Annotated in this window: 15 protein-coding genes; 9 read left to right on the top strand and 6 right to left on the bottom strand. The window is 71.9% G+C overall.

The features are described from left to right. The first annotated feature begins 131 nt into the window (after positions 1–131). Positions 132–1,349, top strand: a complete 1,218-nt coding sequence (gene ilvA / locus AMETH_RS21995) for a threonine ammonia-lyase IlvA (RefSeq protein ID WP_267283491.1) — start codon at positions 132–134, stop codon at positions 1,347–1,349. Here the strand turns inward: ilvA and AMETH_RS21990 are convergent. After that, positions 1,333–2,229 carry an SDR family NAD(P)-dependent oxidoreductase gene (locus AMETH_RS21990; RefSeq protein ID WP_267283442.1) on the bottom strand — a complete coding sequence of 299 codons (897 nt, stop codon included), beginning with the start codon at positions 2,227–2,229 and terminating at the stop codon, positions 1,333–1,335. The two genes, ilvA and AMETH_RS21990, sit on opposite strands and share 17 nt — an antisense overlap. Before the next feature lie 84 nt (positions 2,230–2,313). Between AMETH_RS21990 and AMETH_RS21985 the strand changes: the two genes are divergently transcribed. Then, positions 2,314–2,838 (top strand): TetR/AcrR family transcriptional regulator, encoded by a 525-nt coding sequence (locus AMETH_RS21985; RefSeq protein WP_085929418.1) that lies wholly within the window; start codon positions 2,314–2,316, stop codon positions 2,836–2,838. Positions 2,839–3,122: 284 nt separating this feature from the next. On the opposite strand, the gene AMETH_RS21980 is transcribed toward AMETH_RS21985, so the two are convergent. Both AMETH_RS21980 and AMETH_RS21975 read right to left on the bottom strand, forming a co-directional pair. After that, positions 3,123–3,752, bottom strand: a complete 630-nt coding sequence (locus AMETH_RS21980; RefSeq protein ID WP_017983315.1) for a TetR/AcrR family transcriptional regulator — start codon at positions 3,750–3,752, stop codon at positions 3,123–3,125. A gap of 41 nt (positions 3,753–3,793) precedes the next feature. Next, positions 3,794–4,345: a TetR/AcrR family transcriptional regulator gene (locus tag AMETH_RS21975; RefSeq protein ID WP_026153244.1), complete on the bottom strand. Its 552-nt coding sequence runs from the start codon at positions 4,343–4,345 to the stop codon at positions 3,794–3,796. A gap of 80 nt (positions 4,346–4,425) precedes the next feature. Here AMETH_RS21975 and AMETH_RS21970 point away from each other — a divergent pair, with 80 nt between their 5' ends. After that, a complete protein-coding gene (locus AMETH_RS21970) occupies positions 4,426–5,646 on the top strand; it encodes an MFS transporter (protein ID WP_017983313.1) in 1,221 nt (406 codons plus the stop codon). A gap of 10 nt (positions 5,647–5,656) precedes the next feature. Here the strand turns inward: AMETH_RS21970 and AMETH_RS21965 are convergent, their stop codons facing one another. Beyond that, complete coding sequence (locus tag AMETH_RS21965) at positions 5,657–5,956, bottom strand: barstar family protein (RefSeq protein WP_038533313.1); 300 nt, start codon at positions 5,954–5,956, stop codon at positions 5,657–5,659. A gap of 92 nt (positions 5,957–6,048) precedes the next feature. On the opposite strand from AMETH_RS21965, the gene AMETH_RS21960 reads away from it, so the two are divergent. From AMETH_RS21960 to AMETH_RS21950, 3 genes are all read left to right on the top strand, one after another. Continuing rightward, positions 6,049–6,534, top strand: a complete 486-nt coding sequence (locus AMETH_RS21960) for a DUF4396 domain-containing protein (RefSeq protein WP_017983311.1) — start codon at positions 6,049–6,051, stop codon at positions 6,532–6,534. Between the two features lie 331 nt (positions 6,535–6,865). After that, positions 6,866–7,267 (top strand): hypothetical protein, encoded by a 402-nt coding sequence (locus AMETH_RS40635; protein WP_017983310.1) that lies wholly within the window; start codon positions 6,866–6,868, stop codon positions 7,265–7,267. Positions 7,268–7,278: 11 nt separating this feature from the next. Continuing rightward, positions 7,279–8,082 carry a methyltransferase domain-containing protein gene (locus AMETH_RS21950; RefSeq protein ID WP_017983309.1) on the top strand — a complete coding sequence of 268 codons (804 nt, stop codon included), beginning with the start codon at positions 7,279–7,281 and terminating at the stop codon, positions 8,080–8,082. Here AMETH_RS21950 and AMETH_RS21945 read toward each other — a convergent pair. Together AMETH_RS21945 and AMETH_RS21940 are read right to left on the bottom strand one after the other, a co-directional pair. Further along, the gene (locus AMETH_RS21945) at positions 8,070–9,464 is read right to left on the bottom strand and encodes a pyridoxal phosphate-dependent decarboxylase family protein (RefSeq protein WP_017983308.1); all 1,395 of its coding nucleotides are present in this window, start codon (positions 9,462–9,464) and stop codon (positions 8,070–8,072) included. The two genes, AMETH_RS21950 and AMETH_RS21945, sit on opposite strands and share 13 nt — an antisense overlap. Positions 9,465–9,479: 15 nt before the next feature. Then, entirely contained in the window at positions 9,480–10,277 is a 798-nt protein-coding gene (locus AMETH_RS21940; protein ID WP_017983307.1) for a hypothetical protein, read from the bottom strand. A gap of 171 nt (positions 10,278–10,448) precedes the next feature. Here AMETH_RS21940 and AMETH_RS21935 point away from each other — a divergent pair, with 171 nt between their 5' ends. The 3 genes from AMETH_RS21935 (at position 10,449) to AMETH_RS21925 (ending at position 12,728) form a co-directional block, all read left to right on the top strand. After that, positions 10,449–11,186 carry a polyprenol monophosphomannose synthase gene (locus tag AMETH_RS21935; RefSeq protein ID WP_017983306.1) on the top strand — a complete coding sequence of 246 codons (738 nt, stop codon included), beginning with the start codon at positions 10,449–10,451 and terminating at the stop codon, positions 11,184–11,186. Positions 11,187–11,264: 78 nt separating this feature from the next. Continuing rightward, positions 11,265–12,122, top strand: a complete 858-nt coding sequence (locus AMETH_RS21930) for a DMT family transporter (RefSeq protein ID WP_017983305.1) — start codon at positions 11,265–11,267, stop codon at positions 12,120–12,122. Between the two features lie 60 nt (positions 12,123–12,182). Then, a complete protein-coding gene (locus AMETH_RS21925) occupies positions 12,183–12,728 on the top strand; it encodes a hypothetical protein (protein WP_051079428.1) in 546 nt (181 codons plus the stop codon). Positions 12,729–12,824 lie beyond the last annotated feature (96 nt).

The raw sequence follows: 12,824 nt of genomic DNA, 5'->3' as shown, positions 1-12,824 counted from the left end.
CGCATTATCTGGCACCGGCCGCTCCGGGTGCGGGCGCCCGGCACGGCTTTGGTACGAATGACGTCTACGCCGACAGGAGGAACCAAGTCGTGGGTAACGGGCCCGACCCCGTGCGGGCGGCCGACGTGGCGATGGCGGCCGCCCGGTTCGCCGGGGTCATGCAGCCGACGCCACTGCACCGCAACGAACGGCTTTCGCTGCAGCACGGCGTGGACGTCTGGCTCAAGCGCGAGGACCTGTCCGCCGTCCGCTCCTACAAAGGCCGTGGCGCCTACAACCTGGTGAGCCAGCTCTCACTGGAGGAACGCGCCCGCGGCGTCGTGTGCGCGAGCGCCGGCAACCACGGCCAGGGTGTGGCGTTCGCCTCAGCCGCCCTCGGGGTCCTCGCCCGCGTCTACCTGCCGCGTACCACCCCACGGCAGAAACGGGACCGCGTTGCCCGGCTGGGCGGTGAGCACGTGCAGATCGTGATGCACGGCGACACCTACGACGACGCTGCCGCCGCCGCGCAGGAGTACGCGGCGAGCACCGGCACGACGATGATCCCCGCGTTCGACGATCCGCGCACGATCGCCGGGCAGGGCACCGTCGTCAAGGAGGCCATCGAGCAGCTCGGCCGCGCCCCCGACGCCGTGATCGTGCCGGTCGGCGGCGGTGGCCTGCTCGCCGGAACCCTCGCCTGGCTCCGCGAGACCCACCCCGAGGTGCGGGTGATCGGCGCCGAGCCGCAGGGCGCGGCCAGCATGGCTCTCGCACTCGAGCACGGCGCCCCCGTCGCCATGGAAACCATCGACCCGTTCGTCGACGGCGCCGCCGTCCGGCTCGTCGGGCAGCACACCTACGCCCTTGCCGCCGAGCGCCGGCCCGGCATGATCGCCGTGCCCGAGGGCAAGATCTGCGTCGAGATGCTCGACCTCTACCAGTCCGACGGCATCATCGCCGAGCCCGCCGGCGCGCTGTCACCGGCCGCGCTCGGGCTGGACCTCGACCTGGAGCCGGGCTCGACCGTGCTGTGCATCGTTTCCGGTGGCAACAACGACGTCAGCCGCTACGCCGAGATCGTCGAGCGAGCCCTGATCTTCGAGGGGCGCAAGCACTACTTCCTCGTCGAGTTCCCGCAGGAGCCCGGCGCGCTCCGCCGTTTCCTCGACGATGTGCTCGGCCCCGACGACGACATCACGCTCTTCGAATACGTCAAGCGCAACAACCGCGAGACCGGCCCGGCTCTGGTCGGGATCGAGCTGGGCTCGCCGGACAACCTCGAACCGATGATGAAGCGGATGGCGGCCGGCCCGCACCGCATCGAGCGCGTCCCGCCGGACAGCCCCCTGTTCACGTTCCTGGTGTGACCGGCATCGGGATCGCCTTCTCGGCCGCGCGGCTCACCTCCTCCCAGTCCGCCCAGCCGTCCAGGCGCTGCCGCGTGAGGTCGTGCGCCAGGTCGTAGACCATGCTGCCGAGCAGCAGGCGCAACGGCGGATCCTCGCTGTCCGCGAGTTTCAGCAGCGCCTCGGCGGCGAGCGCGGGATCGCTGTCCACCGAACCCTCACTCCACTGCCGCTCCATCTCCTGCCGTAGCGGCGCGTAGTCGTCGACCGGCGAGGCCATCGCGGGTGCGGTGAAGAGGTCGGTCCAATAGCCGCCGGGCTGCACGATGCTGACCTTGACGCCGAACGAGGCCGCCTCCCGGGCCAGCGCCTCGCTCATGCCCTCCAGGGCGAACTTGCTCGCGCTGTAGAGACCCGTCATCGGGAACCCGCCCAGCGCGGCGATGCTCGAAATCTGCAGGATGCGCCCGGACCGGCGGCGCCGCATCACCGGTAGCACAGCCTGGCTCACCCAGAGCGCGCCGAAGAAGTTCGCCTCCATCGCGGCACTGGCCTCGTCCTCGGTGAACTCGTCGACCATGCCCATGGACAGGGTGCCTGCGTTGTTGACCACGACGTCGAGGTGGCCGAAGCGGTCGACGGCCTGCTCGACGGCCCGGAACACGTCCTCGCGCCGGGTGACGTCGAGCTGGACGGGCAGCAGCCGGTCGGTCGCCTCGGTGGTGATGGTGCGGGAGCCCGCGACCACCCGGTCACCCCGATCGAGGGCGGCTTCGGTGAAGGCGCGGCCGAGGCCGCGGCTCGCACCGGTGATGAACCAGACGCGGGAAGGGAGGTGGTGGTCATCTGGGCTCCTTTCGTTGTGAGACGAACCGTAGCGTCTCGGGCTGGCAGGTGTCAAGACGGACCGTCTCGTCTTGGTCTGTGGTAGTGTTGGGACGTGCCAGATGCGAGTCGTCGCAACGAGAGCTCGCGGCAGGCGATCCTGGCTGCCGCGTTCGAATTGGTGGGTGAAGTCGGGTACGCGAAGCTGAGCATCGAAGGGATCGCCGCGCGGGCGGGCGTCGGGAAGCAGACGATCTACCGCTGGTGGCCCTCGAAGGGGGCGGTGCTGCTGGACGCGTTCCTGATGCTGTCCGAAGGGGACGGTGGCGGGCTGCCCGACACCGGTGACCTGGAGGCGGATCTGAAGACGGTGCTGCGCGCGACGGTCAAGGAGCTGACCGACGAGCGCTTCGACCTCACGATGCGTGCGCTCAGCTCGGAGATCATGCACGATCCGGAGCTGGCGCGGATGTACGCCGAGCGGCTCGACGAACCGGTGCGGGAGCTGAAGAAGCAGCGGCTGCGCAAGGCGGTGGAAGCCGGGCAGCTGTCCGATGTGGACCTGGACGTGGCGGTGGACGTGATCTGGGGGCCGGTGACGGTGCGGTGGATGCAGCGCGGGCCGCTCACGGTGGAGTTCGCGGATCAGGTGGTGGAGACGGCGTTGTCCGGGCTGCGGCCCTGACGGGCGGGGGTTTGGGGAACGCCGTGCGGTGGTGACAGTCGCTTTGGGGGCTGGGTGCGAGGGGAGTTGGCTGTAGGTGTCGCGTCGGGTGGGGGAGTCGGCGTTGTGCCAGTTGCCTTGATGCGGTTGGGGGGAAGGGAAGTTAGTGAGCGGGTAGGGGCAAGGTTATCGGGGTTGTGACACTGGCACAGCGGGGTTGCTGGGGTGAGATTGCGGAGGCGTCGGCGGGGCGGCGCGGCGAAGTCCGTTCGCGGGCCCCGGGGTGGCCCGCGAATGGGAGCACCTCAATTCTTCGCTGCCACAGCCTGTTCGAAGAAGTCGGCCAGTTGCCGTCCGTAGGACTCCAGGTCCAGGGCCGGGTTCTCGGCGTAGGCCTGGATCGCGCCGTCGATGCTCTGCGCGATCGTGCGGGCCGCGACCTCGGCCGAGAACTCGCCGAAGGCGCCCTCCCGCTGCCCCTGGGTCAGCATCCGCTCGATGCGGCCCGTCCGGAAACCGCTCAGCAGCGGGCCCGCCACCGGCCAGCCGTCCGGGTCGTCCGCGTTCGCGGCCACCTCACGCAGCACCCGCACGCACTCGGGGTGGTCGCGGGCGAACATGACCTCCGTTTCGATCAACGCGCGCAGCATCGCGGCCCGGTCCGTCGTGTCGCCGGCCCGCTCCTCCAGGTACCTGTCCCGGATGCTCATCGCCGTCGTCACCACCGCCTGCATCAGCCCCGCCTTCGTGCCGAAGTGGTAGCCGATCAACCGCGTGCTGCTCAGCCCCGCACGTTCCTTGATGCGGGCGAACGACGTCCGGCGGTACCCCAGCTCCGAGATCGTCGCCAGGGTCGCCGCGATGATCTGCGAACGGCGCGCCTCCTCGGCCGGGCTCAGGCCCAGGTCCGGCCGCACCTCCTTGATTACCCGCATGAGTAAAAAGTTACTCGCCTGAGTAATTGGCGGCAAGCGGATTACTTCAGCAGCGTGTCGACCAGCTCGGTGGTCCAGCCGGGATCCGCCGGTTGACCTGCGAAGATCGCCCGGTAGTACAGCGGCCCGAGCAGGACGTCCGCAGCGTGCGCGGTCTCCGGCGCGGTCCCGCCGCGGGAACGTTCGCGATCGAGGATCGCCGTCAGCTGGGCATGCCGGTCCGCGGTGCACGCGCAGCCGCCATCCGGGCTCGAACCGATCGCGGCCCGCATGATCGCCAGCACGTCCGGGTCGGCCAGGTCGGTCGCCACGTCCGACGCCCACCGCCGCAGGTCCTCGCGCAGCGAGCCGGTGTCCGGCACGACGATGTCGCCGCTGAACCGGCTGCTCGCCACGTCCGCCATCAACTCGGCGACCGACCCCCACCGCCGGTACAGCGTGGTCGGGTGCACGCCCGCGCGTGTCGCGATCAACGGCAGCGTCAGCGCCTCGGCGGGGTTCTCGGCCAGGAACTCCACGACGGCGCGGTGCACGGCGGCACGCACTCGCGCGGACCGGCCGCCGGGACGGGTTGTGCTGGTGGTGGCGGACATGAAGAAATTATCGCATCGATCGTTGCGTTTGCGCTATGGTCGTCCTAACGCATCGATCTTTGCTTTTCTGAGGAGTGCTGATGTCGAGTTCCCCCGCCGTCGCCGTCGCGGCCCGTCCGAGAGCCCGGCTGCCGCACCCGGTGGCGTTCACGGCGGTCGCGGTGATCTTCGTGCTGTTCATGGCCGCTTCCAGCGTCCCGTCCCCGCTCTACGTCGTCTACCAGCAGGAATGGGGCTTCTCGTCGATGACGCTCACCGTGATCTTCGCGGTGTACGTCCTGGGGTTGATCGCGTCGCTGCTGGTCGTCGGCGCACTGTCCGACCACGTCGGGCGGCGGCCGGTGCTGGCCGCGGCGATCGTCGGGGAAGCCGTCTCGCTCGTGCTGTTCCTGGTCGCCGGGGACGTCTCCGCGCTGTTCGCGGCGCGCGTCGTGCAGGGCGTCGCCACCGGGGCGGCCATGTCTGTGCTCGGCGCGACGCTGGTCGACCTCAACCCGCCGCACGCGCCCGGCCGTGCCGGTGTGTTCAGCAGCGTCGCCCCGACGAGCGGGCTCGCCCTCGGCGCCCTGGGCTGCGGCGCGCTCGTCCAGTTCGCGCCCGCCCCCACGCACCTCGTCTACGCGCTCCTGCTCGCCGGAATGGTCGTCGCGCTGCTGCTGACCGCCGGCCTGCCCGAGACCTCGGCCCGCCGCCCCGGCGCGCTGGCCTCGCTCACCCCGCGGCTCGGCGTCCCGGCGCGGCTGCGGCCCGACCTGTTCGCGCTGGTGCCGATCCTGGTCTCCAGCTGGGCCCTCGGCGGCCTCTACCTGTCGCTCGGGCCGTCGGTGGCGGCCGGGTTGTTCGGGATGTCCAACCACCTCGTCGGCGGGCTCGTCGTGACCCTGCTGTGCGGAACGGGCGCGCTGACCTCGCTGGTGCTGCGCACGGCCCCGGTCGGCGCGGTGCTGCAGGCCGGCGCCGCGTTGCTGGCGATCGGCATGGGCATCACCCTCGCGGGCGTGCTGGCGGACATTCTCGCGCTCGCCGCCGCCGGGACGGTCGTGTCCGGGGTCGGGTTCGGGGCGTCGGCGCTGGCGAGCTTCGGCACGCTCGCGCGGCTCGCCGCGCCGGCCGAACGGGGCGAGTTGTTCGCGGTGGTCTACGTCGTGGCCTACCTGGCGTTCAGCATCCCGGCGGTGATCGCGGGCTTCGCGGCGGCTTCGGCCGGGTTGCGGCCGACCGCGATCGTCTACGGGTTCGCCGTCGGCGGGCTGGCCGTGCTCGCGGTGATCGTCCAGTCGGTGCGCGCCGCGCGGAGGTGATCGAGCGCGGTCAGGGATCGACCAGCTCGAACTCCAGCCTGCGCACCGCGTCGTACTCACGGTCTTCCCGTGCGGCGCTCTCGAAGATGTCGACGATCGTCGCGAAGGTCGCCTCGCCGAGTGCAGCGCCGCTCGTGGACGCGTGCAGCCACCGGACCCGCACCGGTCGCTCGACGTCCCGGCTGAGGCGGTCCCAGAGGGCGTCGAAGTTGCGCCCGTAGTACGGGCCGAAGTCGAGCAACTCGGACGCCTGCTGGTGGAACGAGGCGAGGTCGGTGATCCGGCGGCCGTCCAGCTCGGCGATCTTCATCGATTCCACCCGTGCATTGTTGCGCGATCCGGACCAGGGGGTTATCTTCACTCCAGTGATACCCCCTAGGGGTATTGGACGGAGGGAATGACATGGACCACTCGGCGCACCAGCACGCGGAGCACGCCGGGCACCGGCCGCCTGCCACCTGGGCCGCCGCGGCGCAGGCCACCCTGCACTGCCTCACCGGCTGCGCCATCGGCGAGGTGCTCGGCATGGTCATCGGCACCGCGCTCGGGCTGCACGGCGTCGCCACCGTCGCGCTCGCCGTCGCGCTCGCGTTCGTCTTCGGGTACGCGCTCACCATGCGCGGCGTGCTCAAGGCGGGCGTGCCCTTCCGGGCCGCGCTGAAGGTCGCACTCGCCGCCGACACCGTCTCGATCGCGGTGATGGAGATCCTGGACAACCTCGTCATGGTCACGGTGCCGGGCGCCATGGACGCCGGCCTCGGCGACGGGCTGTTCTGGGGCGCGTTGGCGTTCTCGCTGGTCGTGGCGTTCGTGCTGACCACACCGGTGAACAAGTGGATGATCGGGCGCGGCAAGGGGCACGCGGTCGTCCACCAGTACCACCACTGACCGCGCCGGGCGGCCCTGTCGGCCGCCCGGCCGTTTGTGTTGTCCTGATCCGCGAGCGGTCGGAAGATCGACCGCGGCCCGGCCGGGGACGGCTGCCCGGTGCGTCGCGGCCCCGACGGACCTGGCGGGTGACGGGCCACGAGCAGGCCCGAGCGGTGCTGCGCAGCGGCGGAACCGTGCAGGCCGGCAGCGGCATCGAGACGGTCGACAAGCTGCCGGCGCGGTTCCGCCGTCCCGTGCCTACCGCGACGGCCCGGAACACCGCGAACACAGCCGCCAGACGGCCCGCTTCTGCACGCCCCGCCGCGTCAGCGAGCACTGCCGCGACCTGATGGCGCGCATCGCCGACGAGCAACTGGCGCGGCTGACCCGGAGCGGCCGAGCCGAACTGCCGGACCTGGCCTTCGGTCTCGCGATCGGCGTCGCCGCCGAGGTCGTCGGCCTCACCGAGAGCAGGCCGGGCATCCAGCGCCGGCTGGACCGGTTCTTCCCCGAGGAGTTCGGGCGGCCGGGGTTCACCAGGCGCCGCAACCGCCGCGACGACCTCATCTCCCACCTGCTCGACGAGGGCTGCTCGGCGGGCGTCGCGATCCTGGAGACCGATGTCTTCCTCAGCCGCTTGTTCGCGCTGCCCGGCCTGCGCATGGTGAGCCCGCCGCGGGTCACGGTGAAAGCCGAGATCGACAGCTACCAATTGCGGAATCTGGTCGTGGCGGTCGTCACATCGGACTAGCATCCGCGCTCGTGGCGGACACCGACATCTCCTTCCGGGCCGACCGGATCGACCCGGCCGTGGTCGCGCGGCAGGCCGAGATCCTCGACCAGCAGGCCGCGACGCCGGGCGTGCGGCGGTTGCGTGCGTGGGCGCACGAGGCCCTGGCCGTCCGGCCGGGCGAGCGCGCGCTGGAAATCGGCTGCGGCACCGGCTCCGAGGTGCAGGTGCTCGCGGCCGCGGTGGGGCCGGACGGCGAGGTCGTCGGGCTCGACCCGAACGAAGCCATGCTCGCGCTCGCTCGGGAGCGGGCCGCTGGATCGTCCGCACGCTTCGTGCCCGGCGACGTCTCCGCGTTGCCCTTCGCGGACGCGACCTTCGACGCTGTGCTGTGCGAGCGTGTCTTCCAGCACTTGACCGACCCGGCCGCCGCGGTCGCCGAGATCGTGCGGGTCCTGCGCCCCGGCGGGCGGGTGGCGCTGATCGACACCGACTGGGCCACCGGCATCATCCACCCCGGCGACCCGGAGACGGCGCGGGCCGTGCTGGCCGGCATGCTCTCGCAGACCGCCGAACCGGCCGCCGGGCGCAAGCTCGCGGGCTGGCTCAGCGCGGCCGGGCTGACGATCGCGGACCGCGGCTCACAGGCCCTGATCTCCGACCACGAGCCGGTCCGCGACACGCTGCTGCCGATGATGGTCGAGCACGCTGTCGGCAACGGCGTCGTCACCGGCGAACAGGGCGAACGGCTGCTCGCCGAGCTCGCCGACGGCGCCGCGCGCGGGGACTTCCACCTGTCCGTGACGATGTTCGGCGTGCTCGCTCAGCGTCCCTGAACCTCCCGCCAGGCGGCGAGGATCGCGGCCACGCTGCGGTCGACGTCGGCCTCCGTGGTGCGCCAGTTCGACACCGAGACGCGCATCAGCCGCCTGCCCCGCCAGACCGTGCCGCCCATCCAGCACTCGCCGGACCGCTGCACCGCCTCCAGCACCTGCGGCGTGTGGTCCCCGAAGCCGACGAGGACCTGGTTGAGGACGACGTCGTTGACCACCTCGGCCCCCGCTTCGGACAGCCGCGCGGCGAACCGGCGCGCGAGGGCGCAGGACCGCTCGACGAGTTCCGCGACGCCCGCGCGGCCTAGTTGCCGCAGCGCCGCCCACGTGGTGAAGCCGCGGGCACGGCGCGAGGAGTCCGGCACGAAGTCGCCGGGGGAACGCAGTGTTTCCGGCCGGTCGCCGACGAGGTAGGCGGCGGTGTAGGAGGTCGCGGCCGCGTGCGCGGCGGGGTGCGCGCAGAACGCGTAGCCGCTGTCGTAGGGGACGTTGAGCCACTTGTGGCCGTCGGTCGCCCAGGAATCTGCCTCCGCCACGCCTTCGGTGAGGTGCCGCAACCGCGGGCTCGCCGCCGCCCACAACCCGAACGCGCCGTCGACGTGCACCCACGCCCCGCGCGCGTGGGCAGCCGCGATCGCGGTGCGGAAGTCGTCGAACGCGCCGGTGTTGACCTCGCCGGCCTGCAGGCACACGATCGTCGGCGCATCCGATGTGGACAGTGCGCCGGCCAGCGCCGCGACGTCGATCGAACCGGACGGGGCGGTCGGCACCTCGGCGAGCGCGTCCGTGCCGAAGCCGAGCAGGCGCAGGGCCCGGTCGATCGTCGCGTGCCGTCCGCTGCCCGCGACGATCCGCACCCGCGGCGCGCCGTGCAGGCCCAGCCGCTCGACGTCCCAGCCGTGGCGCTCCAGCACCGCGTGCCGGGCGGCGGCCAGGCCCACCGTGTTGCCGCCCTGTGCGCCGGTGACGAACCCGAACGACGCGGTGGGCGGCAGGCCGAGCAGGTCCTTCAGCCACCCGCCCGCGACCTCCTCGACGAGCGCGGCGGCCGGTGAGGTGAGCGCGTTGAAGCCGTTCTGGTCCCACGCCGTGGTGAGCACGTCGGCCGCCGCCGCGGCCTCCAGCGAACCGCCGGTGACGAACCCGAAGTACCGCGGCCCGGCGCTCGCCACCAGCGCGGGCTCCACGGCCTCGCGCAACTGGTCGAGCACGGCCGCGGGGTCGGCGGGCCCGTCGGGCAGCTCACCGAGCGCGGCGCGGACCGCGCCGGGGTCCAGGTCGCGGGGGAACACCGCGCGCTCGTCCAGCCCGGCGCGAAAGTCCCGGCCCAGCTCCGCGGCGCGGAGGAACAGTGCCGCGGCGCGGGGGAGGAGGTCGTCGGCCACGCGACGATCGTAGTTTCACCCCGTGCCGGCGCGGAGCAGGCTGAGCACGCCGTCGCGCGGACCGGTGGTGGTCCAGGTGCCCGAGTCCGCCGTCCAGGTCATGCCGTCGAACGTGACGCCGTCCAGGCCGAAGCGCGTGGCGTTGGCGACGAGCCATGTGGCGAACGCCCAGCCCTCGGCCGCCGGGTGCGGTCCGCTCAGCACCGCGGTGCCCAGCTCGGCCCTGGCGACCGCCACGATGTCCGCCTCCGGCGCGCCGGGGGAGAGGTTCGTACAGGTCAGCGCGCCCGGCTTGGCCCCGGTCAGCGCCCCCGCCGTCGCCGCGGCCTCCGTCTCCCACTGCGCGTAGGCCTCCGGGAACGCCGACCGCTGCACCAGCTGCGCTGCCTGCGTCACCGTCAGGTCTGCCCACCCGGGCTGGTCCCGCAGCCGCTCGTAGAACGCCGTCGCCGCGTACACCGGGTCGGTGACCTGTTCGTAGTCGCCCCACCCCTGGCTGGGCCGCTGCTGGAACAAGCCGGCCGAATCGCGGTCGCCGCCGGGCAGGTTCCGCAGCCGCGACTCCTGGATCGCGGTGGCCAGCGCGACCGTGACCGCGTGGTCCGGCATGCCGAGGCGACGACCGACGGCGGCGATCGTGGCCGCGTTGCGGGCCTGCTCGACCGTCAGGTCGAAGGACGAGCCGTCGGCCATGACCACCGTGCACGCCGGCTTCGGCGCGGGCCGCCCGGTGAGCGCGATCCACGCGACGACCCCGCCGGCCACCACCACGGCGAGGACGAGGGCCAGGAGCGCCCCGCGACTGCTCCGCATGCTCCCCTCCTCCCGGACCTCTCGCCAGTTCAGACGCGCGAGACCGCCGCTGGTTCGTCGTACCCGCTCGCAAGACCCCGGAAAACGGTGTCCGCGTTACCCACAAGAGGTGCGAAACCGGGTGCGATACCGTTCGGTGCCGAACCTCCACCGCGCACGAAGGATTTGATCATGGGAGAGAGCTCCCCGAAGGTCACGGTCGTCGTCCCGACCTACAACGAGCGGGACAACCTGCCCAAGCTCGTCGGCCAGCTGACCGGCCTCGGGCTGCCCGGCCTGCACGTGCTCGTGGTGGACGACAACTCGCCGGACGGCACCGGCGACGTGGCCGACAAGCTGGCGACCGAGCACCCGGACCACATCGGCGTGCTGCACCGGACCGAAAAGGACGGTCTCGGCCGCGCCTACGTCGCCGGCATCACCCGCGCGCTCGACGAGGGCGCGGACATCGTGATCCAGATGGACGCCGACCTGTCGCACCCGGTCGAGGCCGTGCCGCGGATGATCGACGAGCTGGCCGCCTCGGACGCCGCCGTGGTGCTCGGATCCCGTTACGTGGCAGGCGGTTCGCTCGCGGGTGAGTGGGGCTGGCACCGCAAGGCGCTGTCGGCGTGGGCGAACTTCTACGTCAACGCCATCCTGCGGCTGCACGTCAAGGACGCGACCGCTGGGTTCAAGGCGTGGCGCGCGGAGACGTTGCGCCGCATCGACATCGCCACGATCCGCAGCAACGGGTACGCGTTCCAGGTCGAGATGAACTACCGCACCGTGAAGCAGGGGATGCGGATCGCCGAGATCCCGATCCGGTTCGAGGAGCGCGCCGACGGGGTGTCGAAGATGAGCCTCGCTGTGCAGCTGGAGTCCGCGCTGATGCCGTGGAAGCTGCTGTTCGGTCGTAAGCTCGGCTAAACGAAACTTCACAATCTTTCACTTGTCCTGACGTGTCCGCGGTCGCACGCTGGTGGCGTGATCAAGACGTGGGGGCGGATGGGCGTGCTCGCCCTGCTGTGGGGTTCGGCGTTCCTGTGGATCAAGCTCGCGCTGCGCGGGTTCACGCCGATCGAAGTCGCGGTGCTGCGGAGCGTGCTCGGCGCCGCTGTGCTCTTCGTCCTCGCGCGGATCGCAGGGCAGCGGACGCCTCGCGGGCGGGCGATGTGGGGGCGGCTGGCGGTCGCCGCGTTCTTCTGCAACGCGGTGCCGTTCGCGTTGTTCAGCATCGGTGAGCAGACCGTCGACTCCGGCATCGCCGGGGTGCTCAACGCGACGACTCCACTGTGGTCACTGCTCATCGGGCTGGTGGTGGGCACCGAACGCGGGATCCACCCGGCGCGGCCCGGCGGGCTGCTGCTCGGGTTCGCCGGGGTGCTGTTGATCTTCGCGCCGTGGCAGCGGGCCGGGCTGTTCGGATGGGGAGCGCTGGCGCTGGTGGCCGCGGCGACGAGCTACGCTATCGCCTTCGCTTACATGGCAAGGATACTGGCCGGGACGGGCGGCCCGGTCGGGATCTCGGCGGCGCAGCTGGCGGTCGCGTCCGGTCTGGCCTCGCTCGCGCTGCCCCTGGAGGGCGCCCGGCCGGCGTTCGACGGCTTGGCGGTGCTCGCCGTGGTCCTGCTCGGCGTGTTCGGCACCGGGTTCACCTTCTACCTCAACTACCGGCTCATCGAGGACGAGGGCCCGACCGGCGCGGCCGTCGTCGGGTACCTGCTGCCGGTAGTGTCGGTGGTGCTCGGCGCCGTCGTCCTCGGCGAGCCGGTGACGCCGCGGGTCGTGGCCGGGATGCTGGTCGTGCTGGCCGGGGTCGGCCTGACGCGCACGAAGCCGCGGCGCGTACGGGCGGCGACGTAGGCGCAGGTCGCGCTCTGCGCCGGATGCCCCGGGACGTCCGGTTTCGCGACAGTCGACGGCATGAGACTCACAGCTGGAGGACGGAAGGCGTGGCTGGCGGCGCACATCGTGTCGGCCGGCGCGTGGATCGGGATCGACGTGGTGCTGGCGGTGCTGGTGTTCACCGCGATGCTGACGGACGATCCGGCGCTCGCCGCGGTGTGCTACCAGGCGCTGCGGCTGTTCGCGGTGTGGCCGCTGCTGGTCGCCGGGCTGGTGTGCCTGGGCAGCGGCGTGATGCTCGGGCTGGGCAGCCGGTACGGGCTGGTTCGGTACTGGTGGGTGGCGATCAAGCTGGTGCTCAACCTCGCCATGGTGACGCTGGCGGTGGTGTCGCTGCGCCCAGGCGTCGGCGAAGCCGCGGCGTACGGCGAGTCGCTGCTGGCTGGACTGCCCGGGACGGCGCCGGACCTGGTGTTCCCGCCGATCGTGTCACCGGCCTGCCTGCTGGCGGCGGTGCTGTTGTCGATCTACAAGCCCGGTGGGCGGATCCGCCGGACCGGTCCGGCGGCGGCTGATCGAAAAGCAGCGAAACCGTCGGTCATCGGTGGTATGAAGGCGAAGTGACCGACGATGCCTTCGCCGACCTCGACGCCTACGTCCGCCTTCCGCGGCTGTCGGGGCTGGTGCTCTCCCCGGACGGCCGCCGACTCGTCGTCGGCG

The sequence above is a fragment of the Amycolatopsis methanolica 239 genome (genome assembly GCF_000739085.1).
In the GTDB taxonomy this organism is placed as follows: domain Bacteria; phylum Actinomycetota; class Actinomycetes; order Mycobacteriales; family Pseudonocardiaceae; genus Amycolatopsis_E; species Amycolatopsis_E methanolica.
This window is presented reverse-complemented; position numbering and strand designations above follow the sequence as displayed.

What these genes read in the sequence shown, in the direction of transcription:
- AMETH_RS21930 (WP_017983305.1), top strand. Translation starts at nt 11,265, where the DNA reads ATGGGCGTGCTCGCCCTGCTGTGGGGTTCGGCGTTCCTGTGGATCAAG.
- AMETH_RS21970 (WP_017983313.1), top strand. Translation starts at nt 4,426, where the DNA reads ATGTCGAGTTCCCCCGCCGTCGCCGTCGCGGCCCGTCCGAGAGCCCGG.
- AMETH_RS21975 (WP_026153244.1), bottom strand. Translation starts at nt 4,345, where the DNA reads ATGTCCGCCACCACCAGCACAACCCGTCCCGGCGGCCGGTCCGCGCGA.
- AMETH_RS21965 (WP_038533313.1), bottom strand. Translation starts at nt 5,956, where the DNA reads ATGAAGATCGCCGAGCTGGACGGCCGCCGGATCACCGACCTCGCCTCG.
- AMETH_RS21980 (WP_017983315.1), bottom strand. Translation starts at nt 3,752, where the DNA reads ATGCGGGTAATCAAGGAGGTGCGGCCGGACCTGGGCCTGAGCCCGGCC.
- ilvA (WP_267283491.1), top strand. Translation starts at nt 132, where the DNA reads ATGGCGGCCGCCCGGTTCGCCGGGGTCATGCAGCCGACGCCACTGCAC.
- AMETH_RS21940 (WP_017983307.1), bottom strand. Translation starts at nt 10,277, where the DNA reads ATGCGGAGCAGTCGCGGGGCGCTCCTGGCCCTCGTCCTCGCCGTGGTG.
- AMETH_RS21960 (WP_017983311.1), top strand. Translation starts at nt 6,049, where the DNA reads ATGGACCACTCGGCGCACCAGCACGCGGAGCACGCCGGGCACCGGCCG.
- AMETH_RS21935 (WP_017983306.1), top strand. Translation starts at nt 10,449, where the DNA reads ATGGGAGAGAGCTCCCCGAAGGTCACGGTCGTCGTCCCGACCTACAAC.
- AMETH_RS40635 (WP_017983310.1), top strand. Translation starts at nt 6,866, where the DNA reads ATGGCGCGCATCGCCGACGAGCAACTGGCGCGGCTGACCCGGAGCGGC.
- AMETH_RS21925 (WP_051079428.1), top strand. Translation starts at nt 12,183, where the DNA reads ATGAGACTCACAGCTGGAGGACGGAAGGCGTGGCTGGCGGCGCACATC.